Origin of the sequence: Beijerinckia sp. 28-YEA-48, from assembly GCF_900104955.1 — a bacterium.
In the GTDB taxonomy this organism is placed as follows: Bacteria; Pseudomonadota; Alphaproteobacteria; order Rhizobiales; family Beijerinckiaceae; genus Terripilifer.
Window position 1 is genome coordinate 4236888 of sequence record NZ_FNSI01000001.1, and the last position, 21988, is coordinate 4258875.

The window sequence follows — 21988 nt, forward strand, 5'->3', positions numbered from 1 at the left end:
CGTCGTATCGTTTACGCGTCGTCGTCCTGCGCGAGCGCTTCGGCGATGGCCCGCCAGCGAAACGCGGCGAGGTCCACGGCCGAATGGCTATGGCCGCATCGCGAACAGGTGCGCCGAGTGGTTTCGCCGTTGTGGCGCTCGCAGGCTGTGAGATAGCCAGCCTGAGACGCGTGCTCGCTGGCACTCCAGCTATGGCGATCCACTTCGGCACTGCAGTTATCGCAGTACCAGACCACGGTTTCCGATCCTGGTTCGCGCGCCTTGTAGCGAAGCTGGTTGCCCGGCTCCTTCGTCAGCACGCGATGCGCGGTGCCGCCTGGCACATAGACGAAATCTCCAGGCACCAGATCGAAATAGCGAACGGGGCCAGCTTGAAAGACGACCTGCGCGCGGCCGCTTGCCTGGGCGATCACGGTATCTTTCTCGCACACGAGAAAGAACGGCTGGTCGACAGAATTATTGCTCAAGGTCAGTTGCGGATCGACTTCCGGCCTGAGCATGGGAAATTCGTCGAAGGATTCAAGCTTCGATGCCTCGCGGAAAATGTTGAAGGCATTCTTGCGACGGGTTGTGACGGACTTGCTCATGAGCGGGTGACCTCCGCAAGCGCGCGCCGCGCGTCCGATGCGATCTTCGTCCTGCGCATGTAATTCGCCCACCCCCAGATATGCAGCGGAAATGGCGGATTGTCGTGCCCGCATGACTTGCACTTGCGCGTGCTCTGGGAGCTGTTGAGCATCATCGCCGCGTCGTTCGAGCCTTTCAGGCTCGGAAGCGGCAGAAGATCGCCTCGGCTCTCTTCTTCGGAAAGACCGCCATCGAATTCGTACTTAAACAATTCGGTGGCGCATTTTTCGCACTGGAACGTCATACCTTCCGGCTGCTCGCCGCTTTCGAGCTGGCGCTGGGTGATAACGAGAACAGCAAAGAATGCCTGATCGGAATCGCCGCCGACGCCATGGCTCTTGTGACCGACGAAGACATCGCCAGACCGCACACGTCCTGTTGAACCAAACGACACGGCCACTTCATCGACGACGTTGGTATGAACGAAATAGCCGATAGGCGTGGCTTTCCCGTCGCTCGCCAAAGCAGCCACGCAGGGCACGATGTCGCCAGCGCCAAGATAAGGAAAGAGCGGCAGCAATTGCGTGTTGCCTTGGCGGGCCGCCTCAAATGCGTTGACCTTCATGGGAATCTTCGCCGCTGGATCAAAGCGGACTTCTGATGCTGTCGACATGAGCAACCTCCCTTGCCATGATGACTAAATTCTGTCAGTTTGACCAAATTCTGTCAATCTGCTTTTGCGTGATCGCATCATGGTCCAGGATGTTCGAGCCGTTGTTATCGTGGGAGGCGGCCAAGCTGGCGCTCAGACAGCCAAGGCGCTGCGCGAGCACGGTTATGACGGCGCGCTGACGCTGATCGGCGCCGAGAAGCATCTTCCTTATGAGCGACCGAACTTGTCCAAGGCCTGCCTGCTCGATCCTTCGGCCATACCGCCGATCGTTATCGATGCGGCGTTCTGCCAAGAGCGAGAGATCGAGCTGATGACTGGGCGACAGGCACTTTCGATCGACCGTGCGCGTCGGCGCCTCGTTCTCGACGATGGCTCGGAACGACCCTACGACCGGCTGGTGCTCGCCACCGGATGCGCACCGCGACAGATGACGTTGAAGGGGCTTGATCCGGAGCGGATCTTTTATCTGAGAACCCTCGACGATGCGCGTGCGCTACAGCCGCGCCTCACGCGTGGATCATCGATGGCGATCGTTGGTGGTGGCTTTATCGGATTGGAGGTCGCGGCCGGCGCGCAATCATTGGGTTGCCGGGTGACCGTTCTGGAAACCGCACCCATTCTGCTACCGCGTCTCGGTTCTGCCAAAGCCAGTGCGCTGGTGCTGGCGCATCATCGCCAGGCCGGTATCGATATCAGGCTTGGCACGCGGATCGAATATGCCGACGGCTCGCGGCTTGTTCTCTCCAACGGCGAGGCGATCAAGGCCGACACGATTGTCGCGGGTATCGGCGTGATCCCGGAAGCAGCCCTGGCCACCAAAGCCGGACTCGATGTTGATGACGGCATTCTCACCAACGCATTCGGCGAGACTTCGGATTCATCCATCTTCGCTGCCGGCGATGTCACCCGTCATTTCAATCCGCTTCTACAGCGGTACATACGGCTTGAATCCTGGCAGAACGCCAATCTGCAGGCCGATACCGTCGCCCGTTCGCTTCTTGGCCAGCGCGTGCCCTACGCCGAAGTGCCCTGGCTGTGGTCGGACCAAGGCGATTTGAACCTTCAGGCTGCCGGTGCACCGACGCACGTCGACACGACCGTTTTTCGCGGCAGCGAGGACGAGGGCCTCTCGATCTTCCAGTTCGCGCAGGGCGTTCTTGTTGGCGGGATCACCTTCAATCGCGGCAAGGACATGCCGGTGATACGCCGCCTCTTGCGTCAGTCCACACCGATCGTCGATCCCGCGGCACTGGCCGATGACAGCACACCGTTGCGAAATTTTCTGAGGGCGGGGGCATCTTCATGAGTGAAACGATTACGATTCTTGTCGCCACCATGGGTGGAACGGCCGAAATGGTCGCCGAGACCGTGGCCGAACGCATCGAGGATGCAGGGCTCAGCGCCCGCATCCTGCGTATGGAAAAGCTCAAAGAGCCGGTTACGGCTTTAGGTCATGGCGGCCGCTGGGTCATCTGCTCTTCGACCTATGGGACCGGCGACGTGCCCGACAACGGCAAGGCGCTTTACACGACTTTGGAAGACCAGCGGCCCGATCTCAGTGGACTGCATTATGGCGTCATCGCGTTGGGCGACTCCATCTATCCCAACACATTCTGTTTTGGCGGCAAGAAATTCGACGCGCTGTTCAGCGCCCTGGGCGCGACGCGGATCGGCGAACGCCTCGAACACGACGCTCGTGGCGCCGACTATCCGGAGGATCTCGCCACTGCCTGGGCCGACACATGGCTGGAGCTTGTGCGCGATGCCGGCTGACTATTTAGCGCTGGCAACGACCTTGTCGTGCAGCCGCTTGATAGCGGCGAGCGCCTTCTTCAGCTCCGTCGCGCTCATCCCTTCGGCCACCGCATTGGACCAGACCGCCTGGCGCCCGTTGATCTCATCGAGAAGCTTGCGGCCATGGGTGGTCAATTGCACGAGCTGGGCGCGCCGATGATTGGGATTATCGACCTGTTCGACAATGCCATCCTTCACCAGCGTCTGTACGACCCAAAGCACGCCCTGGCGCGACAGGCCGAAATCGCGGGCGATCTGCGCCACCGTTTTCGGCGCATCGCCGATGCCGCCCAGAACCTGCCAGCGCGTCGACGTCACGCCCAAATCTTTCATCAGCGCATCGCCAACACGCAGCAAGGCGCCATTGGCACGGAAAATGGTGATGATCAGATCAGTGATCGTCGCGCCTTCGGGGGTGTGCTGCACCTTTTTGAATTTACTCACGGGGCTATCGATTCTGGCGAGAAGATAAAGCCTGTTCTGCGACTGAAGAACCTTATGCGCGGCATAACAGAACGGGTCTTCTCCGGCAAATGCCCAACATCTCAGGGAGGATCATCATGAATCATTCATCGACCATCGCATCGCCTCAAATCGCGCGCGCGCTCACGCTGAATTTCATCGGCGATTGGGGCCAGGCCAATTTCCATCGCATCTGTTCCTGGCTGGTGCAGGAGTTCTGCGACCGGGCCGGCGCGCGCAGCCGCGTTGCCATCTGGAACCTGCGCGACGGCGGCTTGGGCGCCATGCAGGCCGTCCAGGATGGCGAGGCGCAGATGTGCATCTGCACGCCGGTGGGACTGGTGCCGGCGGCCTTGACCGGCAAGGACATGTTTCGCGACCGCGCCCTGCCGGATCTGCGGGCGCTTGCGACCTTGCCGCAGAACGACCGCCTCGTCCTGGCGATCGCGCCGGAATTCGGCGTATCGAGCTTCGCTGAACTGCGCGCCAAAAAGCCGGCCCTGAGCATCGCCACATCGGCGGACGACGGCACCAATTTCATTGGCTTCACGGCGCGGCGTTACATGGAAGCGCATGGCATTACTGAAGAGATGCTCACCTCATGGGGCGGCCAATATCTCGATACGGTGCGGCCGGAGCAATCGCTGTTCCTGATGCGCGATGGCGAAGCCGATGCGGTTTTGCAGGAAGCGGTGCTGGCGCCGTGGTGGGCCGAGGTGATGCGTAAACGCCAGGCGATCGCGTTGCCGGCCGAGGATCAGGCGCTGACAACACTCGAAAAGACCTACGGCCTTGGCCGCAACAGCCTTCCGGCCGGTTTCTGGGACACGCTGTCGAGGGACCTTCCGACGTTGGATTTCTCCGATTTCGTCGTGCTTGTGCGCAATGATCTGCCCGACGATGTCGCCTATCTCCTCACCTGGTGCCTGTGCGAAACCCGGCAGGTTCTTGAGCAGCAATATCGCCACCTGCCGCCGGATCGCAGCCCGGTGAGCTATCCGCTGGTACCGGAAAAAATGGCCCGCACCCCAATCCCGCTCCACCCGGCCGCCGCCCGTTTCTATCGGGAAGCCGGCCACCTCAAGGGATAGAGCGCGGACAGGACGAGGAGGATCGTATCTAGATGAATTCTAGACTCGCTATATTTACTCAGATATAGCGATTCGAGCACATTCTGTTTCCTGGGTGATATGGCCTCCTCACAGCCCTCTCATGCGTCGTCCGCCACTCCGGAAGGCCGCTGCATGGTCTTGGTCGGTATCGACGATACCGACAATCTCGAAAGCCATGGGACGGGCTATCTGTCACGGCAATTGGGCGCCCTGATCACCGCCTCGGCGATCGGCGAGGTGCAGGAGATCACCCGGCACCAACTGCTGTTCGACCGCCGCATTCCCTACACGTCCCACAACAGCTCGCTGTGCCTGCGCATCGAGCTGCCCTCGGCCGACACCTCCACCCTGGCGCACACCTGCCGGAATTACCTTCTGGAAAACAGCGCCGAGGGGTCGGACGCGGGCCTCTGTATTGTTGCCTGGAACGCCGTGCCGTCGATCGCCGTGAGCTTCGGCTTCCGGGCCAAGCAAGAAATCCTGACCCTGGCCGAGGCGCGCGACCTGGCGCGGCGCGAGGCGCTGCTGCTCGAAGGCCTCACCGGCGATCATGGCGGCATGATCGGCGCGCTCGCCGCCGTCGGCCTACGCAAAAGCGGCCGCGACGGCCGCATCGCCTGGCGGCCCGGCCTGCGCGAGACGCGTGGCATCGTCACCGCCACGCATCTTCTGACCCATGCAGGCGTCGACGTCATTCGCAGCGCCCATAGCAATGAGCCGATCGAGGCGACCGCCCGCATCAACGTCCGCCCCTGGCCGCGCAGCGTGATGATCGAAGGCCAGGCCGTTCTTCTCGTCGAACCCGCAGGAAGTCCCTATGACCACTTTGACTGGCAGCTCGCCTCAAAAGACATTCTCCGGCAGTTCTGAATCGGCGATGGGCCTGTATTCAGGCCTCGGCATTTGCCTCGCGGCCGGTGCGCTCGCTTGGGCTGTCGATACCTGGCTGCGCCTGCCGCTGCAGATGCCCGGCTGGCGTGGGCTGATCGTCATGGCTCTGTTCGTGACGGCGGCCCGCATGAGCGGCAGGCCGTGGGCGGCCAGTGCTGCGGCCTGCACCGCGGCGGTGCTGGGCTTTGCCACCGGCAGCGTCGGCCCCCATGGCGCCTTGATCTATCTGCTGCCCGGCCTGGTCATCGACTCTCTTGCCCTGCTCGGCCCTGCCTGGCGCACGTCGCTTGCCCGCATCGGCCTTGCGGCCGGTGTGGCGAATGCCTCCAAATTCGTTGCCGTTTTAGCCTTTGGCGGTTTCAGCCTGCACGGCTTTGGCGGTGGCGGGGTTCTGTTCCCTCTGTTCAGCCACGTCCTATTCGGCATGGCCGGCGGCATTCTCGCCGCGTTTCTCCTGTTGCGCGCGCGCCGTTAAGGCGCGTTCGCTTCCCCTCACTCCATCGTCAAAGCGAAACTTCAACGATGTCTCAACGCGCCAGCACCGCGATCCTTGGCCTATGCGCCGCCCTCACCCCGGCCACGGCTGAGGAAGCAACCCAGAAGCGCACCGAACCCTATACGCTAGGCGAAATCGTCGTTACTGGGCAGGCGCCTGATAAGGCAAGCCCGACAACCCTCACCACTGTGACCGACGAACAGATCAAGGAAAAGGGCGCGCGCAGCCTCGACGAAGCGGTGCGCGCTGTTCCTGGTGTCGTCGTCACCAGCGGTGGCCAGGGCATTCCGCGCATCATGGTGCGCGGCCTGCCACCGCGCCACACGCAGATCTTTCTCAACGGCGTGCCGCTGAACTCCGCCATCGACGGTCAGTTCGATCCCTCGCTGATCCCGACCGAGAACATCGATCAGATTAAAATCATTCAGGGTCCAAGCTCGGTTCTCTATGGGCCGGGATCGACCGCCGGTGTCATCGACATCATCACCAAGAAGGGCGCCAACGGCGTACATGGCGATATTGGCACAGAGATCGGTGGCGGCGGGTCGCGCCGCCTCTACGGCACTGTCTCCGGCGGTTACGAGAATTTCGATTTCTTCGTCAGCGGCAGCAACACGCGCCGCAATGCCTTCGTTCTGCCCGACGGCAGCTATCGCGCCAACAGCGATAACGAACAATCGAATCTCTTCGCCAATTTCGGCGCACGTCTCGGTGACTGGCGGCTCGGCCTGAGCCTGAGCTATCTCAGGGGCTTGCAAGGACTGCCGTCAAACACGATCGCGGCAGGCTCCGGCAATCCGTTCACCCCGGGACAGAATTTCGAACGGCTGGGCCCGATCGTTGGACAGTCGGCGCAATTCGATGCCGCCTACGAGCCGGGAGGTCCGCTGGCCCTGCGCTTCACCGGCTATGTCAACCAGCTCGACACGGTGGACCGGCGTTTCGACGATGCCACCTACAGGAGCATGATCAATCCGACCTCCAAGACATTCTATGAAATGATCCGCACAACGGTCAGCGGTGGCCAGGCCGAGGCCCGCACCGATCTTGGCGCCTTCGGCAGCCTCACGACCAATATCGCGATCCGCCGCGAGGCCGACAACCTCTCCGGCATCATCCGCGACGTCGTTCTTCCGCAAAGCGGTGGCGGCGGAGGCGGTGGTGGGGGAGGTGGAGCAGGCAGCGGCGGCGGCAGCACCGCAACACGCTATGGCTGGCGTTCGCTCGGCGAATCCCACGCGCTGACGACCACGTCGACCGCCGCCGAATATCGCGTCGATCCGCTGCCGCGCCTGCATCTGACCATGGGCTACAGCTACCATTGGTTTCAGCGTCAGTCCTCTTCGGACACGGGCGCGCAATGGATGGCAAGCATCGGTTATGATGTGACGCCCGATATCCTGGCATTCGCCACCTATGCCCGCAAGGTGCGCTTCCCGACCATCGACCAGCTCTACAATCCGCAACAGGGCAACACGACGCTACGCCCCGAGCAATCGGACAATTACGAAGCCGGTCTCGCTTGGACCATCGCGCCGGGCGCGCGCCTGCGGGCCACGGTCTTCCGCAACACTGTCGGCAATTTCATTCTCAACGACCAGACCAATCAGATCTACGTCAACCGCGACGTGACCATTTCAGGCTTCCAGATTTCGGCTGCCTATTCGCCGCTGCCGACGCTGACCTTGCAGCCCGGCTATACCTATCTCGACATGCGCTACCCATCTTCGGGCTTGCCCGTGGACTATCGGCCGCGCCATGTGTTCGATCTACTCGCTGCCTACGAGCCCTATCCCGGCTGGCAGGTGTCAAGCGACATGTCCTATTATCTCGATCAATCGGTGGGATCGCGGACCAACGCCGCCACGCGGCTGAAGCTCGCCGACTACGCGGTGGTCAATGCCCGCATCCGCAAATCCTTCGCGGCTGGCGTCGACGTCTATGTCCGCGCGACCAATCTCACCAACAGCAAATATCAATATGCCGTCGGCTTTCCCGCCGCTGGCCGCACGATCTATGCTGGGCTGGACTATCGCTTTTAGTCCGTCACCGAACGAGTTGGCTCACGCTCCCTTATCTTAACGATACGGGGGCGGAGCTATAGCGGAGCCGCTTACTGCTGATCCTCGGGTACGTTGAAGAGCGGTATCACCCGCGTGGCTTTCGGTTGCGCGACACCCGAAGGCCGCTTCTGCTCGCGGACTTCCGGTGCTCGCAACGGGTTGTTCAGCCGCGTCCGGGTAACATGCGTTGGCATGGCCCGTTCTCCAGACAGATCGCTTGACGGATCAGTTGGCCGATAAACACTCACCGCTTCCCGATACCGCTCCGGCCGCGCAACCTCGGCCGGTGCGCCGCCCCGCGCCATGGGCGTCGTCCACCCATAGGGCTCGCCATAAAACTGGAGGCCCGGCAAGCGTGTTTGATAAGACCGCGTGGGTGGAATGGATTTCCGATGCCCTTGCGCCTGCGCGACATCGGCGCAAACAAACACAAAACTCAGTGCCAGCGGCACGGCGTAGGCAAAGGCCTTGGCTTTCATCGGACGATCCTCGATACACAACTGCGCGCCGCATACAGCGCGAGACGCCAAACTCATACTGACGCTGCCGCGAAAATCACCTGCGATCCAGGCGATTGCTTAACAGCGCACCTTAGAATGCGCCACGCGATCAGCATCTGCAACGACGTCCCACCTCTGCCCATCCATCATTTGCGATCAGACGGAATTGACGAGTGTGCCCAGAAGCTTACGATGCTCGATACATTTCGAGCCGGCGTTTCCTATCGTGACCCCCAAACGCCAATCAAGGGAGGCCTCTCAATGAAAAAACTCGCCATCACGCAATGGGGTGAGCCGCTGCAATTGCTCGAGGCCGAAACGCCGGCGCCACAGGGACGCGAGGTTCTTGTGAAGACGCAAGCTTGTGGCGTCTGCCATAGCGATGTCCATGTCTGGGACGGCTATTTCGATATGGGTGCGAAGGGCAAGATGCGCATGGCCGATCGTGGCATGAAACTGCCGTTCACTCTGGGCCATGAGATCGTCGCCACCGTTGCTGCTTTAGGGCCAGAGGCCTCCGGCGCGACCATCGGTCAAAGCTATATCGTCTATCCCTGGATCGGCTGCGGCACGTGCACGGCGTGTCGCGCCGACAACGAATTGATGTGCGTCAATGCCAGATCGCTCGGCTTGCGTTGCGATGGCGGCTATGCCGATCACGTCGTGGTGCCGGACGCCAAATATCTGGTGCCCTATGATGGCCTTTCGCGCGACGTCGCCTGCACCTATGCCTGCTCGGGCATCACCGCCTACAGCGCCCTGAAGAAAGTCCAGCCGCGTTTGGACAGCGATTGGATATGCATCATCGGCTGCGGCGGACTTGGCATCGGTGCGATCCGTATATCCAAGGCGATCTCGTCGGCGCGGATTCTCGCCATCGATGTCAGCGACGCCAGGCTCGATCTCGCGAAAGCCGCCGGCGCCGATATGGTGGTGAACAGCAGCGCAGCCGATGTGCTCAGCCAGATTCAAGAGATCACTGGCGGCGGCGCCCACGCGACGATCGACTTCGTTGGCTCGGGCGAGACGTTCAGCCTGGCCGTCGACACAGCACGGCGCGGCGGCCAGATCGTGATTGTCGGCCTGTTTGGCGGCTCGACAACCATCGCGCCCCTGGCGATCACCACCAAGCTCCTGCGGATCGAAGGTTCTTACGTGGGCACGCTGCAGGATCTGAAGGATCTCGTCGCTTTGGCCCAGACCGGCAAGCTGCCGCCCATTGCCACCGTGGCCCTGCCCTATGAGCGGGCCTCGGAGGCTTTGAACGCGCTGAAGCAGGGAAAGGGTGGCGAGGGACGCGCTGTCCTGCAGTTCAACTAGAAGAGTGGCGCGCCGGCTAACATCCGGCGCGCCTCGTATTTAATGGCGAAGAAGCTCCGAGAGCTGCCGGCGGTATATGTTGAAGCGCGGTGAAGACACGTCCCGTGGCCGGGGATCCTCAATGCGAACATCAGCGACGATCCGCCCCGGACCCGGTTGCATCACCAGGACCCGGTCAGCCAGGACAACCGCTTCTTCCACCGAATGGGTGACGAATAACGTGGTAAGATTGTCGCGTTGCCACAGGTGCAGAAGCTGATCCTGCAGTGTCTCACGCGTCATCGCATCAAGCGCGCCAAACGGCTCGTCCATGAGTAAGATTTCGGCGCCGTTCGCGAGAACGCGGGCAATTGCCACGCGCTGCTTCATGCCGCCCGACAATTGATGCGGATAGGCGTTAGCAAATTTGGTCAGCCCAACGAGTTTGACAAAATTCTCGACCTTACCGGCGATTTCGTCCTGCGGCAGCTTACGCTGCTTGAGGCCGAAGGCGACGTTCTGCGACACAGTCAGCCAGGGAAAGAGCGCATAGTCCTGGAACACCATGCCGCGATCGGGGCCGGCGCGATGAACAGGCCGCCCAGAAACCCGGATGGAACCGCCACTCGGTGCTTCAAATCCAGCGAGCGCACGCAGCAGCGTCGACTTTCCGCATCCCGAAGGCCCGATGAGGCAAACAAACTCACCCCGGGCGATGCTAAGATCGAGCGGCGCCAGAACTTCGAGCGGCTGACCGCCCACGACGAACGTCTTCGAGACGCGTTCGATCTCGATGTGAGAATTAGCCATGTTGTGGAGACCAGCGAAGGAGGCGTTGAGATGCCATGATGATGAGGCGGTCGGTAATATAGCCAGCGCAACCCATGACGATCATGCCAACCAGGATCATATCGGTACGGGAGACGGAGCGCGCCTCCATGATGGCTGCGCCTAGCCCCATCGGAACCCCGGTCATTTCGCCAACCACGATGATGACCCACGCGATGCCGGCACTGAGGCGGAGACCGGTGAAGATGCTGGGCAGAGCGCCCGGCAAGACCACCTGCCAAAACAGGCTCGGACCGCGACAGCCAAGCATTTCGGCCGCCTCGATCAAGCGCGGATCGCCGCCGCGCACACCCAGCACCGTGTTCATGAGGATCGGAAAGAAGCAGGCCAATGCGATCAGCGACAGCGCCGCCTTGGCGCCCAGCCCAAACACCATGATCGACAACGGCAACCATGCCGTCACGGGGATGGGGCGGATCAACTGGAGCGTCGGATCAAGCAGCTGTTCGGCAAGCTTGCTGCGCCCGATGAGCAGGCCGAGTGGGATCGCCGTTATCGCCGCCAACCCAAAGCCTTCGACCACGCGTTGCAGGGACGCCCAGAAGTGCAGCAGGAGCGTGCCCGAGAAGCCATCATCGTTGATGCCGCCAACCGCGAAATCGACGAAGGTCTCGACCACCGTCCATGGCGCCGGCAGCAGCACCGACGGTGCGATCTTGGCGCTGATGGACCAGGCGGCGAGTACGCCGACTGGAATGATCAACGCCAGGAGCCACGCCCGCAGACGACCGTTGCGCTTGACGGCTGGCAGCACAAGGGGGGCCGTGACCGGCTGTTGCGCGCCCGGAGCGACGCTATTGGTCGTACTCACGGCTTTTCGCTGCCGCTCTTGGCGATGTCATCGGACACCGACGTCGTGATCAGCTTGTCGATGTCTGGCACGGCGCGGATCTGCTTGGCTTCCATCATCGCCTGCGCGAAGTTCTTGGCCAGCTGCACATAATTGGCGTCGATCTTCCAAGCGGAGCTGATGTTCTTGATCGCAACTTCCATAGCATCGGGCTTGACGCCGTAGTTGGCGACCGCTGTCTGGAGGAAAGCTTCCGGATGCTTGTCGAGATATTCAGAAGCGCGCGCGTGCGCGATCATGAAATTGCGCACCATCTCGGGCTTTTCACGGAAGGTCTTCTCGGTCACCATAATGGCGGCGTTCAATTGGCCCATCGGCGTCGAATAAGGATATTCGATCACTCGACCGGCACCGCTCGTCACCGCGATACCGGAAGACGGTTCTGTGCCAACGAAGGCATCGATGTCGCCGCGGATCAGGGCGCTCGTCATTTCACCGAACGTCAGACGCACGACGCTGATGTCGCGAATGGACATGTTTTCCTGACGGAGACGCGCATTGAATACCAGTTCCTGCGTGGAACCGGCCTGCAGGCCGACGCGCTTGCCCTTCAAATCCGCGATCGTCTTCAAATTCTGATCGGCGCGGCCGGTAATATTGATCGAGCCATTGAGAAAGGCGCCAACCACGACGAGCGGCTCGCCGTTGGAAAAGCCCGAGATCGCGGTGCCGATACCCGCGTTGGCAATATCAACGGACCCCGACAAAAGCGCATTCTTGGAGTCGGCAGGCACATCGACGCCGACAATGTCGATCTTGACGCCGGGAGGCGCGAAGCGATTGTACAGATAGACCACGGCCGCTGCCGGCGCTTTCACATGCACAAAGCGGATGGTCATGTCGGCGGCAACGGAGCCGGTCACGGAACCCAGCAATAGGCCGGCGACCAAAACGGCCGACGAAAAATAGGTCTTCATTTTGCAAGTCTTTCTTTTTGGGACAAACGGTTGGCCGACGGGCCCGAGGGAAAAGTCTGGGCGATCGCGGCACTGATCCGGTCAGCGGCGGCAATAACCTGCCCTTTGTAGAGTCTGTCGATCTGCTCGCGGCCGACGTGGAGCGCCGCACCCGACATATTGATCGACGCGACCGTTCGCCCCGATGCATCAACAATTGGTGCGGCAACACTGGCGATACCGGCTTCGAACGACGAAATCTGCGATACGAAGCCGAGCAGCTTGTCGGCCTCCATCTGCTTCAAAATGTCGGCAAGGACGGCATGCGGCGTCAGTTCCCCCTTGGCCATCGCCGCCTGGAAACGGCTCGTGACTTCCGCCTGTGACAGACCGGCGAGCAACACGCGGCCCATCGTGGTGGAGAAGGCCGGAAGACGAGCGCCCACGACGATCGTGCTCGCAACCGGACGATGGGTGGGGACGCGGGCCAGATAGACGACGTCAAAATCGCTAAGAACGCCGAGGTGAGCGGACCAGCCCGACTCGTCGCGCAGATCCCTGAGGATCGGCAAGGCCATTTCCGCCAAATCGAAATCGAGCGTCCCAGCCGACCGACGCGGCAGATCTTTAACGATCATTTTGCGGCCGTCGCTGTCGCTGCCCAAATAGCCAAGCTTTTCCAAGGTGTAGACGGCCCGATAAGCGGCCGAGCGGGTCTGGCCGATCCCATTAGCGATTTCGACCAGGGTCCGAGGCTCCCCCTCAATGCTAAGCCATTGAAGAATCTGCAGGCCTCGGACTAACGCCGGCACCATGTAACGGTCGTCTTCGCCCTCTTCATCCGGGATCTGGACCATCATCTCGCGTGTTCCAACAGCAATTGATGTGTTGACCGGTAAATAGATCGCGTTCATGTGTCAACAAACCTGAGGAATGCGCCTATGCTGAGTGTCCTGCCCCTGCCTGAAATCATCTGCCGACCTGGCGCTCTCGCCGACCTGGCCCATCGCCTGCGCCGGCTCGGAAGCAGCCGACCGCTGATCATCACCGACCCAGGCGTTCAAGCCGCCGGTCTCGTCGATCGCCTCACTCAGGTTCTGCGGGACGCCAATATTTCTCACGCGCTGTTTGCCAAGGTCGAAGCCGATCCACCGAGCCATGTGGTTGAAGCGGCGGTGGCTTCCGGCAGGGAACATGGCGTCGACAGCGTGATCGGCTTCGGTGGTGGCAGCTCGCTTGATGTTGCCAAGCTTGCGGCCCTCCTGCTGCGCAGCCCGCAACCGCTGACGGCCATTTTCGGTCACAGCAAGGCCGTCGGACCTCGGCTGCCGCTCATCCAAATCCCAACCACCGCCGGCACAGGGTCAGAAGTGACACCGACCTCTGTCATCTCCGTCGGCGATTTCGACAAGCGAGGCGTGATTTCCCGCACGCTGATTTGCGATGATGCCCTACTCGATCCGGAACTGACAGTAGGGCTACCGCCCTCCGTCACCGCAGCAACCGGCATGGATGCGCTGACTCATGCCATCGAGGCGCTGACGACTAGACATCTCCGCAATGCCATGTCCGACGCCCTCGCCATCAAGGCCATCGCGTTGATCGGTGGCAACATCCAGCGGGCGGTCACGGATGGCCACGATATCGACGCGCGCATGGCGATGATGGAAGGGGCGACGATGGCAGGCATCGCCTTTGCCAACGCGCCGGTCGGCGCCGTTCATGCCCTCGCTCATCCGCTTGGAGACAGCCGTTTTAAAGTGCCCCACGGCCTCGCCAATGCGCTGCTGCTGCCCCACGTAATCAGTTTCAACACACCCGCAGCCGAGCAAGAATATGCACGAGTCTCGCAGGCTCTCGGCTGGAACGGCGACGCCCATGATCTTCCCCAGCGCTTGATCCAACTTAATGCAATACTGAAGCTACCGGCCGGCCTCCAGGCCATCGGCATACGCGAAGAAGATCTTCCGACTCTGGTTGATGAAGGCATGAAGGTCGATCGGTTGCTGGCAAACAACGTGCGCATAGTAACGCGGGATGATGCAGCGACCATTTTTCAAAGCGCATGGCGTTGACGGATTCGCTCACGCGAGTTCACCAACGGCCAGCTATCGAACAGTTCGCACCTAGGCCGCCTGGGTCTGCAACGGCGACTGGCCGCGATGGCTCAGCGCCTCGGCCAGATGGATGCGGGCCACCGTGTCGCGGCCGTCGAGATCAGCGAGCGTGCGCGCCAGTTTCAGCACGCGATGGAAGCCGCGCGCCGTGAGGCGCAGGCGCTCCGTTGCGTCGCGCAGCAAGGCTGAGCCAGAACCATCGAGCTGCGCCACCTGCTCGACCATACCGGCGGGCGCCGCCGCATTGGTCGTCACCTTCGGCAGGCCGAGCGCCGCGTAACGCTGCGCCTGGATAGTGCGCGCAGTAGCGACACGGGCGGCGACCTCGGCCGAACCTTCGGCCGGCGGCGGCAGGAGGAGATCGGCGGCGGTGACCGCCGGCACTTCGATCGTCAGATCGAAGCGATCGAGCAAAGGACCTGAGATACGCGTCTGATAAGCGGCCATGCAGCGCTCGTTGGGCATGCGCCGACAGGCAAAGCCCGGATCAGTGGCGTGGCCGCAGCGGCACGGGTTCATCGCGGCGACGAGCTGGAAGCGCGCCGGATAGAGGACGCGATGATTGGCGCGCGCCAAGGCGATCTCGCCGGTTTCCAACGGTTGACGCAGGCTATCGAGGGCGGGGGCTGGAAACTCCGGCAGCTCGTCGAGAAACAATACGCCATGATGGGCGAGCGACGCCTCGCCCGGCCGCGCATTGACGCCGCCGCCGACCAGCGCCGCCATGGAGGCGGAATGATGCGGCGCACGGAACGGCCGCCGATCGGTCAGCTCGCCACCGGCCAAAATGCCGGCCAGCGAATGGACCATCGACACTTCCAGAAGCTCCGCCGGATTGAGCGGCGGCAGGATCGACGGCAGCCGCGCCGCCAGCATGGATTTGCCCGAGCCTGGAGGTCCGTTCATCAACAGATTGTGCCCGCCGGCGGCGGCGATCTCGAGCGCCCGCTTGGCGCTCTCTTGCCCCTTGATGTCTCTGAGATCGGGCAGCGGCGGCCCCTTGGCGCGCACCGCCGGGTGCGGGCGCGCCATCACCTGGGTGCCGCGAAAATGATTGGCAAGCTGGATCAGCGAACGCGGCGCCAGAATATCGAGATCGGCCGAGGCCCAGGCCGCTTCCGGCCCGGTTTCAAACGGGCAGATCAGACCATGGCCCCGCGCATTGGCGGCAACAGCAGCGGGCAAGACACCAGCGACGGGGCTGATCGCGCCATCGAGCGCCAGTTCGCCTAGAACGGTGTAGCCCGCGAGCGCATCGGACGGGATGGCGCCGATGGCCGCCATGACCGCGAGCGCTATCGGCAGATCGTAATGACTGCCCTCCTTCGGCATGTCGGCAGGAGCCAGATTGATGGTGATCTTCTTGGCCGGCAAAGCCAGGCCCGAGGCATTCAGCGCGGCACGCACCCGCTCGCGCGATTCGCCCACCGCCTTGTCGGCGAGGCCGACGAGAACAAAGCCGGTGGCGCCGCCGGATAATTGCACCTGAACATCGATCGGCCGGGCCTCGACGCCTTCAAATGCCACCGTCGCGACGCGCACCACCATGTCGGCCCCCGCAGATCAACGGCGCGACATTAGCGGGCTACCTTGCCGGAAGCAAGAACATTTCATGAACATTCGCAAGCCTCCGTGGGACCCCACGTCGTCGCATTAAGCGCTACTCTTCTTGAAGCGGCGTGCCAGCGCCTCCGTCGCCTGCGCCAATATCCCGACGTCGACCCCCACCGCCGTGAATGAAGTCCCCATTTCGATGAAGCGCGCGGCGTGTTCGGGATTGCCCGTGAGAATCCCGGAAGGCTTGCCGCAGGCCTTTAGCGTTTTGATCCCGTCCTCGACCGCCGACATCACCGTGGCGTGGCCGGAATTGCCAATATGGCCGAGACTGGCAGCGAGATCGGCCGGCCCAATGAAAACGCCATCCACGCCGTCGACCGCAGCGATGTCTTCCAAATTATCGAGTGCTTCACGCGTTTCGACTTGGACGATCAGACACAATTCATTCTCTGCCAATGTGCCGTAATTCGCCACGCGGCCAAATCTCGTGGCCCGGGTCAGAGCCGACACCCCGCGTATTCCCTCCGGTGCGTAGCGCATCGCCGCGACCGCCTGCGCCGCTTCCGTTGCGTTCTGCACATAAGGGATCAGCAAAGTCTGAGCCCCTATATCAAGGAAGCGTTTAATCAGCACCGGATCGTTACTTGCTGGCCGGACGACCGGAGACACTGGATAGGCCGCCAGTGCTTGGAGTTGCGCCAACACCGTAAGGGGATCGCCGGGAGAGTGCTCCGTATCGAGCAAGAGCCAGTCGAAACCCGACATGGCCATAGCTTCCAACCCATAAGCGCCGGGAAGACTGCACCACAGTCCGAGTTGATGACGACCTTCTTGCAAGGCCCGTTTGAAATGGTTCGGAGGAAGTTCCATCAGCGGCTCAGATGAACGAAACGCCGATAGCGCCAAGCGGGCCATAGTCGGCCTGCATGACGTCACCAGCCAAGACATCGACAGGGCGGGTGAACGAGCCAGCGAGGACAATCTGCCCCTTCTCCAGCTTGCCGCCCACGACCGACAATTTATTCGCCAGCCATGCAACCCCGCTTGCCGGGTGCCCCATGATCGCGGCCGAAACGCCCGATTCCTCGATGATACCGTTCTTCGACAGGGTAGCGCCGACCCAACGGATATCGACATCGAACGGTCGCACCATCCGGCCGCCGACAACGATCCCGCCGGAAGCCGCGTTATCCGCGATGGTGTCGGTGATGGCGCGAGGCACTTCCGTTCGATAATCGATGATTTCCAATGCGGGCACGATAAATTCCGTTGCCCGCATGACATCATAAATTTGAACGCCCGGTCCCTGCAGATCCTGCCCCATGATGAAGGCGAGCTCGACCTCCAGCCGTGGTTTTAGAAAGCTGGCGGCCGGAATTTGCGCGCCGTCCCGATACATCATCGTATCCAGGAGGTGACCATAGTCCGGCTCAGTGATCTTTGACGCCATCTGCATGGCGCGCGACGTCAGACCGATCTTATGGCCAATCTGGCGGGCGCCTTTCTCCATGTGCAGCTCAGCCCAAAGCCTTTGGATGACGTAAGCATCCTGCAATTCGATATCCGGAAATGTCCGGCTCAGTTGCGGAATGACCTTCTTGTTCTTCTCGGCGGCATAGAGATCAGCGGCACCTTTGCGGCGTTGTTCATCAGTCAGCACGTTTCTTCCCCGTCGGATCGAAAACTTCGGCTAAACCATGGGATCATCAGTCGAAAGTCATGCTTCCGCGACACAGTCGATCTCGAGCAGGAATTCCTTGCGCGGCAGGCGCGCCTCCACTGTCGTCCGCGCCGGCCAACCCGATGGGTCCTGGCCAAAGAATTCCTTGTAGATCTCGTTCATCTCCTCAAAGTCCGCACGACGATCGAGGTAGATGTTGACCTTACCGATCTTGTCGATGGAGCTGCCCGCATATTCAAGCGTCGCTTTGATATGCTGCAGAGCAAAACGCATCTGTTTGCCGAAGTCACCGGGGGGTACCTGCACGTTCTCGTCATATCCAGGGAAGCCGGACACGAAGATCAGGTTGCCGATCTTGACGGCGTTGGAATGCGGCGCCTTCGACCGCGGAAGGTTTGGATTGTTGTATATGGTACGTGCCATGGCTCAACTTTCTTGTGATGGGAGGTCAGTGTTTCCCGATTCTGGCGCGACCAGAGCCATCTCGTCGGGAGAGATTTGAGACGCGAACTGCTGCCGGAAAAGGTCTGGCGTCGTGCCACGATGACGCTTGAAGAAGCGCACGAAATGAGACGGGTGCGAATAGCCGAGGCAATAGGATATCTCCTTAACAGATCGATTTGTATAAAGAAGAAGACGCGTTGCCTGGCCCAGCAGAGCAGATTGAATGATCTCGTGTGCTGATCTCGAACAGGCCCTGCGACAGGCGGAGGTCAGGCTATAAGGGGTCGTCGACAGCCGGGCCGCAAAAGCTTCTGTGCTGTATTGCCGATCCTCGGCGCTGCTCGACAGGCCCAGCTCTCCAATCTCCCGCTCGACGCTTTCGCTGAATCGCTGAAACAGATCGTCGCCTGCAACGTTCGACGCGGCATGCTCCGCCACTGCTTTCCAGGGGCCCCTGTTCACGGAATCGATTTGCAGGAGGAAGGCCGCGAACAGATGCCGGAGCGTTTCGCGGCGATGTTGCTCATCCGATTCGAAGCATTCGATCATCAATGTCGCCAGGCGCTCGAGCGCCGATGCGGACTCGCGAGAGCCGAATTCGATCAGGCGGATATTCGTCAGGCGCTGAAGAGCCGTCTTCGCGGCACCGTCGCCCAAAGTCAGACTCTCGGTGAAGTCAGGCGACACACTTATGACGTAGCCATGACTCCCGGGACTGTATTTGAATTGATGAACGACTTTGGCCGGCGTGAATACGCAGCATGGCGCAGCAACATGACGCCGCTTCCCATCATGCTCGAATGCGCATTCGCCGGTGAAGTTGATGGAAAGCTGATCGAAATCAGGATGCGTATGAAGCCCTATCTGCCAATTATTTGGTTCGTTGCGGGCCGATTGCGTCTCCATATGGAAAAAGCCAAAGGTCGCGACCGTCCAATCCTCTCCATAGAGAAAATAGGCCGGAACGTTGAGAACCGGCTGGAGAGGATTGGGCCGCGCTGTCGATCGTGACAGTGGCATTCGACTTTCTACCCTTCGCTGCTCGATGGGACGCGCCAAACAGTCGGTATCTGGCGATTGGGATTCGTGCGCCACTCTTTCCAAGCCATCTGAACCTTGCTCAGATCTCTCTCGATATTTTTTACCAGGAACTCGCCACGGAATTCCAGGTTGCCATCATCATCATACCATTCCAAGGCGTCAACTTCTCCGGGTTGCCGATAGCGTTCAATCACGAGGCCAACGCATCCCTCCGGCCGCTGCGGCGAGTGGCGCGTGTGCGCTGGAAGCAGGTACATCTCGCCTTCTCGTACGATAACTTGGGATTTCTGCCGCGTTACCGGATCAATCAGCTTCAGCGTTACGTCACCGCGAATCTGAATGAACAATTCCTCACCCGGATCATCATGATAATCGGGCCGGTCATTTGGGCCGCCAACCATCATGACTAAAAGATTTTGCCAGCGGTCCTTCCAGAACTGAAGATTTCCGATCGGCGGTTTAAGATTATGTCCGTTCTCATTGATCCATGCCTCGATATGGATGGGAAGGTCATCTGTTTTGCTTGACATGCTCATCTCCAAAAGGGGTGCTATTGACGGTTGGAACCGGGGGAATTGGCCGGGAAGAGCTCCAGGCCGTGATAGCCGCGATTGAAGTACATCAACGGCAATTGTTCAGGCCTGGCCTCAGCCGAATAAACGCGTGCGAACAAGATCGTGTGCGTGCCGAATTCCTTGATCTCCGCAATACTGCAGTCAAGCGAAGCGACCGCATTTTCAAAGACTGGCGATCCCGTTTGTCTCGTTGACCACCGCACGCTCTTAAAGCGGTCAGCCATATCGTCACCGGCCTGGCCAGCGAATGTCGCGGAAATTTCTTCTTGATCACGATTCAGAAGATTGACGCACAGAACCAGATTCGTTTTGAACGCGATGTTGCTGCGACTGTCCCTATGAACACAGACGAGAACCGTTGCCGGCTCGTCGGTCACCGCGCAGATGGCCGTGCAGGTAAATCCGAACCGACCCGCGGGCCCATCCGTTGTTACAACGGAAACGGCCGCACTGAAACGAGACATCGCGTTGCGGAAGGTACTCCGATCGACGTGCATGACATCACCCGTTCAGCCTATCGAGAATGTTGATATCTTGGTTGCTGTGATAGCCAGACGTCACCCAACCATCCGCGTCATAGTCGGCCATGCAGGCGCTTGCCAGCGCTTCCATTTCGGCCAGCGCGCCGGAGCCTTTGGCCTGCATCAGCGCCTGCATGCGGATCGACTCGTGATTGCCCGCATAGTTGCGCTCATAGAGTTCATGACGCGATCCAAATTCAGAACCGACCGCATCCCAGAGCGCCTTCATAATCTTGATGCGCTCCTTGTAATCGATCCCATTCGAGCCACGCGCATAGCGTGATAGGTAAGCATCGACTTCCGGATTCTTGAAATCGCGAGAACTGGAGGGGAGGTAAATGAGCCCCGACGCAACGATCTGCTGAATGATCGACCGTATGGCCGGGTAAGCTTCCGTTGCGAAAATCCGATAAGCCGAAGCGGCCTTTATACTGGGCAGATAAGCGTCTCCGATCCACTTATCTGGAGCCGATGCCATGGCATCCGTAAGTGACCAGAAGAGATTGCGCCAACCGATGATCTCGCCAAGCTGCACCTGAACGCCACGAAATTCATCCGTTCCACAAGCGCGCAGCGCTTTTTGCAGGAGACCGATGATGAAATCGAGTTTCACCGAAAGCCTGGTACAGCTCTGGAAGGTAAAGCCATTCAGGAAGCCGGACTGCGGATAGAATTTGCGCAACATGTTGATGTCGCGATGAACGAAGACATTCTCCCAAGGGATGAATGCATGATCGAAGATGAAGATCGCGTCATTCTCATCGAAGCGACTGGTGAGAGGATAATCGAAGGGCGAGCCCGTCGCCGCAGCCGTCAGTTCATAGGAAGGGCGGCAGATCAGCTTGATGCCGGGCGTGTCCATCTGGGCGATGAACATGACCGCGAGACTATCGTCGGTAATCTCCGCCGCCATGTTTTGGGCGAGAAAGTTATAGTGCGTCAGCGCCGACGAAGTAGCGACCACCTTGGCACCGGAAACGTAGATCCCAGCATCGGTTTCCTTTTCGATGCGAACGTAGACATCTTTCACATCGTCGGCTGCCTTGTTGCGATCAATCGGTGGATTAACCAGCGTATGATTGATGAACGGCATCGCCTCTTGCGCGCGGCCATACCAGCTCCGCGCATTGCCTGCGAATTTTCCATAGAAGTCGGCATTCGCGCCGAGCGTGTTGGTGAAGCTCGCTTTATAGTCAGGGCTGCGGCCCATCCAGCCGTAAGTCAGGCGCGACCAAGCCGCGATCGCATCGCGTTGCGCCACTAGATCGTCGCGCGAACGCGCGTAGCGAAAGAAGCGATGCGTATATCCGCCGGAGCCGGTGTCCGTTTCGGTGGTCAGCACGCCCTTCGATCGCTCGTCGTGCAGAGCGTCATATAACTTGGCGATGGAAACGGCGGCATTACGGAAAGCTGGATGTTTTGTTACGTCCTTGACCCGCTCCCCATAGATCCAGACCTCACGGCCATCACGCAGGGATTCGAGGAATTCAGCGCCTGTAAATGGCCTGTTTTTTCCCGCAAGGATATCTTCCGGCTTGGTGCCCATAACGCTCCCTCTCGCAATGTCTCACCCGATCCGTCGCTGGCAATGCCATGGACA

General features: G+C 60.5%; 24 protein-coding genes. 8 read left to right on the forward strand and 16 right to left on the reverse strand.

The annotated features are described in order from the left end of the window. Nucleotides 1–11: 11 nt before the first annotated feature. Both BLW50_RS19845 and BLW50_RS19850 read right to left on the reverse strand, forming a co-directional pair. A complete protein-coding gene (locus BLW50_RS19845) occupies nt 12–587 on the reverse strand; it encodes a hypothetical protein (RefSeq protein ID WP_090705743.1) in 576 nt (191 codons plus the stop codon). Then, nucleotides 584–1240 carry a hypothetical protein gene (locus BLW50_RS19850; RefSeq protein WP_090705745.1) on the reverse strand — a complete coding sequence of 219 codons (657 nt, stop codon included), beginning with the start codon at nt 1238–1240 and terminating at the stop codon, nt 584–586. The genes BLW50_RS19845 and BLW50_RS19850 overlap by 4 nt, the downstream gene beginning before the upstream one ends. 79 nt (nt 1241–1319) lie before the next feature. Here BLW50_RS19850 and BLW50_RS19855 point away from each other — a divergent pair, with 79 nt between their 5' ends. Next, on the forward strand, nt 1320–2546 hold the full coding sequence (locus BLW50_RS19855; RefSeq protein ID WP_139267685.1) for an NAD(P)/FAD-dependent oxidoreductase: 1227 nt from the start codon (nt 1320–1322) through the stop codon (nt 2544–2546). Next, nucleotides 2543–3013 (forward strand): flavodoxin domain-containing protein, encoded by a 471-nt coding sequence (locus tag BLW50_RS19860; protein WP_090705749.1) that lies wholly within the window; start codon nt 2543–2545, stop codon nt 3011–3013. Before BLW50_RS19855 ends, BLW50_RS19860 begins: the two co-directional genes overlap by 4 nt. Here the strand turns inward: BLW50_RS19860 and BLW50_RS19865 are convergent, their stop codons facing one another. Further along, nucleotides 3014–3478 (reverse strand): MarR family winged helix-turn-helix transcriptional regulator, encoded by a 465-nt coding sequence (locus tag BLW50_RS19865; protein ID WP_090705751.1) that lies wholly within the window; start codon nt 3476–3478, stop codon nt 3014–3016. It lies immediately after the preceding gene. 116 nt (nt 3479–3594) lie between these two features. On the opposite strand from BLW50_RS19865, the gene BLW50_RS19870 reads away from it, so the two are divergent. The 4 genes from BLW50_RS19870 (at nt 3595) to BLW50_RS19885 (ending at nt 8037) form a co-directional block, all read left to right on the forward strand. Further along, on the forward strand, nt 3595–4587 hold the full coding sequence (locus BLW50_RS19870; RefSeq protein WP_170850260.1) for a TAXI family TRAP transporter solute-binding subunit: 993 nt from the start codon (nt 3595–3597) through the stop codon (nt 4585–4587). A 153-nt stretch (nt 4588–4740) separates the two neighbouring features. Beyond that, nucleotides 4741–5478 carry a hypothetical protein gene (locus tag BLW50_RS19875; RefSeq protein ID WP_139267686.1) on the forward strand — a complete coding sequence of 246 codons (738 nt, stop codon included), beginning with the start codon at nt 4741–4743 and terminating at the stop codon, nt 5476–5478. Nucleotides 5479–5485: 7 nt separating this feature from the next. Then, nucleotides 5486–5974, forward strand: a complete 489-nt coding sequence (locus BLW50_RS19880; protein ID WP_090705757.1) for a hypothetical protein — start codon at nt 5486–5488, stop codon at nt 5972–5974. A 47-nt stretch (nt 5975–6021) separates the two neighbouring features. Further along, complete coding sequence (locus BLW50_RS19885) at nt 6022–8037, forward strand: TonB-dependent receptor (protein WP_090705759.1); 2016 nt, start codon at nt 6022–6024, stop codon at nt 8035–8037. Nucleotides 8038–8108: 71 nt separating this feature from the next. Here the strand turns inward: BLW50_RS19885 and BLW50_RS30745 are convergent, their stop codons facing one another. Then, nucleotides 8109–8537 carry a hypothetical protein gene (locus tag BLW50_RS30745; RefSeq protein WP_170850261.1) on the reverse strand — a complete coding sequence of 143 codons (429 nt, stop codon included), beginning with the start codon at nt 8535–8537 and terminating at the stop codon, nt 8109–8111. 282 nt (nt 8538–8819) lie between these two features. Here BLW50_RS30745 and BLW50_RS19890 point away from each other — a divergent pair, with 282 nt between their 5' ends. Continuing rightward, nucleotides 8820–9878 (forward strand): alcohol dehydrogenase, encoded by a 1059-nt coding sequence (locus BLW50_RS19890; protein WP_170850262.1) that lies wholly within the window; start codon nt 8820–8822, stop codon nt 9876–9878. A 39-nt stretch (nt 9879–9917) separates the two neighbouring features. Here BLW50_RS19890 and BLW50_RS19895 read toward each other — a convergent pair whose 3' ends face one another. Genes BLW50_RS19895 through BLW50_RS19910 form a run of 4 tightly spaced genes read right to left on the reverse strand, consistent with a single transcriptional unit; the run spans nt 9918 to nt 13366 of the window. Beyond that, the gene (locus BLW50_RS19895) at nt 9918–10667 is read right to left on the reverse strand and encodes an ABC transporter ATP-binding protein (protein WP_090705764.1); all 750 of its coding nucleotides are present in this window, start codon (nt 10665–10667) and stop codon (nt 9918–9920) included. Then, nucleotides 10660–11517 carry an ABC transporter permease gene (locus BLW50_RS19900; RefSeq protein WP_244544324.1) on the reverse strand — a complete coding sequence of 286 codons (858 nt, stop codon included), beginning with the start codon at nt 11515–11517 and terminating at the stop codon, nt 10660–10662. Before BLW50_RS19900 ends, BLW50_RS19895 begins: the two co-directional genes overlap by 8 nt. Next, the gene (locus BLW50_RS19905) at nt 11514–12473 is read right to left on the reverse strand and encodes an ABC transporter substrate-binding protein (protein WP_090705766.1); all 960 of its coding nucleotides are present in this window, start codon (nt 12471–12473) and stop codon (nt 11514–11516) included. The genes BLW50_RS19900 and BLW50_RS19905 overlap by 4 nt, the downstream gene beginning before the upstream one ends. Next, nucleotides 12470–13366, reverse strand: coding sequence for an IclR family transcriptional regulator (locus tag BLW50_RS19910; RefSeq protein WP_090705768.1), 897 nt, complete (start codon nt 13364–13366; stop codon nt 12470–12472). The genes BLW50_RS19905 and BLW50_RS19910 overlap by 4 nt, the downstream gene beginning before the upstream one ends. Nucleotides 13367–13393: 27 nt before the next feature. Here BLW50_RS19910 and BLW50_RS19915 point away from each other — a divergent pair, with 27 nt between their 5' ends. After that, nucleotides 13394–14527 carry an iron-containing alcohol dehydrogenase gene (locus BLW50_RS19915; protein WP_090705770.1) on the forward strand — a complete coding sequence of 378 codons (1134 nt, stop codon included), beginning with the start codon at nt 13394–13396 and terminating at the stop codon, nt 14525–14527. A gap of 51 nt (nt 14528–14578) precedes the next feature. On the opposite strand, the gene BLW50_RS19920 is transcribed toward BLW50_RS19915, so the two are convergent. From BLW50_RS19920 to BLW50_RS19955, 8 genes are all read right to left on the reverse strand, one after another. Next, nucleotides 14579–16117, reverse strand: a complete 1539-nt coding sequence (locus tag BLW50_RS19920) for a YifB family Mg chelatase-like AAA ATPase (RefSeq protein ID WP_090705772.1) — start codon at nt 16115–16117, stop codon at nt 14579–14581. 105 nt (nt 16118–16222) lie between these two features. Further along, on the reverse strand, nt 16223–16996 hold the full coding sequence (locus BLW50_RS19925) for an aldolase/citrate lyase family protein (protein ID WP_090705774.1): 774 nt from the start codon (nt 16994–16996) through the stop codon (nt 16223–16225). Between the two features lie 7 nt (nt 16997–17003). Further along, the gene (hpaH, locus tag BLW50_RS19930) at nt 17004–17786 is read right to left on the reverse strand and encodes a 2-oxo-hept-4-ene-1,7-dioate hydratase (RefSeq protein WP_090705776.1); all 783 of its coding nucleotides are present in this window, start codon (nt 17784–17786) and stop codon (nt 17004–17006) included. Nucleotides 17787–17843: 57 nt separating this feature from the next. Further along, entirely contained in the window at nt 17844–18230 is a 387-nt protein-coding gene (locus BLW50_RS19935) for a RidA family protein (RefSeq protein ID WP_090705778.1), read from the reverse strand. Between the two features lie 3 nt (nt 18231–18233). Next, nucleotides 18234–19271, reverse strand: coding sequence for an AraC family transcriptional regulator (locus BLW50_RS19940; protein ID WP_090705780.1), 1038 nt, complete (start codon nt 19269–19271; stop codon nt 18234–18236). Nucleotides 19272–19279: 8 nt separating this feature from the next. Further along, complete coding sequence (gene nbaC / locus BLW50_RS19945) at nt 19280–19822, reverse strand: 3-hydroxyanthranilate 3,4-dioxygenase (RefSeq protein ID WP_090709420.1); 543 nt, start codon at nt 19820–19822, stop codon at nt 19280–19282. A 20-nt stretch (nt 19823–19842) separates the two neighbouring features. Beyond that, entirely contained in the window at nt 19843–20364 is a 522-nt protein-coding gene (locus BLW50_RS19950; RefSeq protein ID WP_090705781.1) for a flavin reductase family protein, read from the reverse strand. Nucleotides 20365–20368: 4 nt separating this feature from the next. Beyond that, nucleotides 20369–21934 carry a 4-hydroxyphenylacetate 3-hydroxylase N-terminal domain-containing protein gene (locus tag BLW50_RS19955; protein ID WP_090705782.1) on the reverse strand — a complete coding sequence of 522 codons (1566 nt, stop codon included), beginning with the start codon at nt 21932–21934 and terminating at the stop codon, nt 20369–20371. Nucleotides 21935–21988 lie beyond the last annotated feature (54 nt).

What these genes read in the sequence shown, in the direction of transcription:
- BLW50_RS19850 (WP_090705745.1), bottom strand. Translation starts at nt 1,240, where the DNA reads ATGTCGACAGCATCAGAAGTCCGCTTTGATCCAGCGGCGAAGATTCCC.
- BLW50_RS19955 (WP_090705782.1), bottom strand. Translation starts at nt 21,934, where the DNA reads ATGGGCACCAAGCCGGAAGATATCCTTGCGGGAAAAAACAGGCCATTT.
- BLW50_RS19940 (WP_090705780.1), bottom strand. Translation starts at nt 19,271, where the DNA reads ATGCCACTGTCACGATCGACAGCGCGGCCCAATCCTCTCCAGCCGGTT.
- BLW50_RS19860 (WP_090705749.1), top strand. Translation starts at nt 2,543, where the DNA reads ATGAGTGAAACGATTACGATTCTTGTCGCCACCATGGGTGGAACGGCC.
- nbaC (WP_090709420.1), bottom strand. Translation starts at nt 19,822, where the DNA reads ATGTCAAGCAAAACAGATGACCTTCCCATCCATATCGAGGCATGGATC.
- BLW50_RS19935 (WP_090705778.1), bottom strand. Translation starts at nt 18,230, where the DNA reads ATGGCACGTACCATATACAACAATCCAAACCTTCCGCGGTCGAAGGCG.
- BLW50_RS19855 (WP_139267685.1), top strand. Translation starts at nt 1,320, where the DNA reads ATGGTCCAGGATGTTCGAGCCGTTGTTATCGTGGGAGGCGGCCAAGCT.
- BLW50_RS19875 (WP_139267686.1), top strand. Translation starts at nt 4,741, where the DNA reads ATGGTCTTGGTCGGTATCGACGATACCGACAATCTCGAAAGCCATGGG.
- BLW50_RS30745 (WP_170850261.1), bottom strand. Translation starts at nt 8,537, where the DNA reads ATGAAAGCCAAGGCCTTTGCCTACGCCGTGCCGCTGGCACTGAGTTTT.
- BLW50_RS19880 (WP_090705757.1), top strand. Translation starts at nt 5,486, where the DNA reads ATGGGCCTGTATTCAGGCCTCGGCATTTGCCTCGCGGCCGGTGCGCTC.
- BLW50_RS19890 (WP_170850262.1), top strand. Translation starts at nt 8,820, where the DNA reads ATGAAAAAACTCGCCATCACGCAATGGGGTGAGCCGCTGCAATTGCTC.
- BLW50_RS19845 (WP_090705743.1), bottom strand. Translation starts at nt 587, where the DNA reads ATGAGCAAGTCCGTCACAACCCGTCGCAAGAATGCCTTCAACATTTTC.
- BLW50_RS19925 (WP_090705774.1), bottom strand. Translation starts at nt 16,996, where the DNA reads ATGGAACTTCCTCCGAACCATTTCAAACGGGCCTTGCAAGAAGGTCGT.
- BLW50_RS19885 (WP_090705759.1), top strand. Translation starts at nt 6,022, where the DNA reads ATGTCTCAACGCGCCAGCACCGCGATCCTTGGCCTATGCGCCGCCCTC.
- BLW50_RS19905 (WP_090705766.1), bottom strand. Translation starts at nt 12,473, where the DNA reads ATGAAGACCTATTTTTCGTCGGCCGTTTTGGTCGCCGGCCTATTGCTG.
- BLW50_RS19910 (WP_090705768.1), bottom strand. Translation starts at nt 13,366, where the DNA reads ATGAACGCGATCTATTTACCGGTCAACACATCAATTGCTGTTGGAACA.
- BLW50_RS19950 (WP_090705781.1), bottom strand. Translation starts at nt 20,364, where the DNA reads ATGCACGTCGATCGGAGTACCTTCCGCAACGCGATGTCTCGTTTCAGT.
- BLW50_RS19920 (WP_090705772.1), bottom strand. Translation starts at nt 16,117, where the DNA reads ATGGTGGTGCGCGTCGCGACGGTGGCATTTGAAGGCGTCGAGGCCCGG.
- BLW50_RS19870 (WP_170850260.1), top strand. Translation starts at nt 3,595, where the DNA reads ATGAATCATTCATCGACCATCGCATCGCCTCAAATCGCGCGCGCGCTC.
- BLW50_RS19915 (WP_090705770.1), top strand. Translation starts at nt 13,394, where the DNA reads ATGCTGAGTGTCCTGCCCCTGCCTGAAATCATCTGCCGACCTGGCGCT.
- BLW50_RS19895 (WP_090705764.1), bottom strand. Translation starts at nt 10,667, where the DNA reads ATGGCTAATTCTCACATCGAGATCGAACGCGTCTCGAAGACGTTCGTC.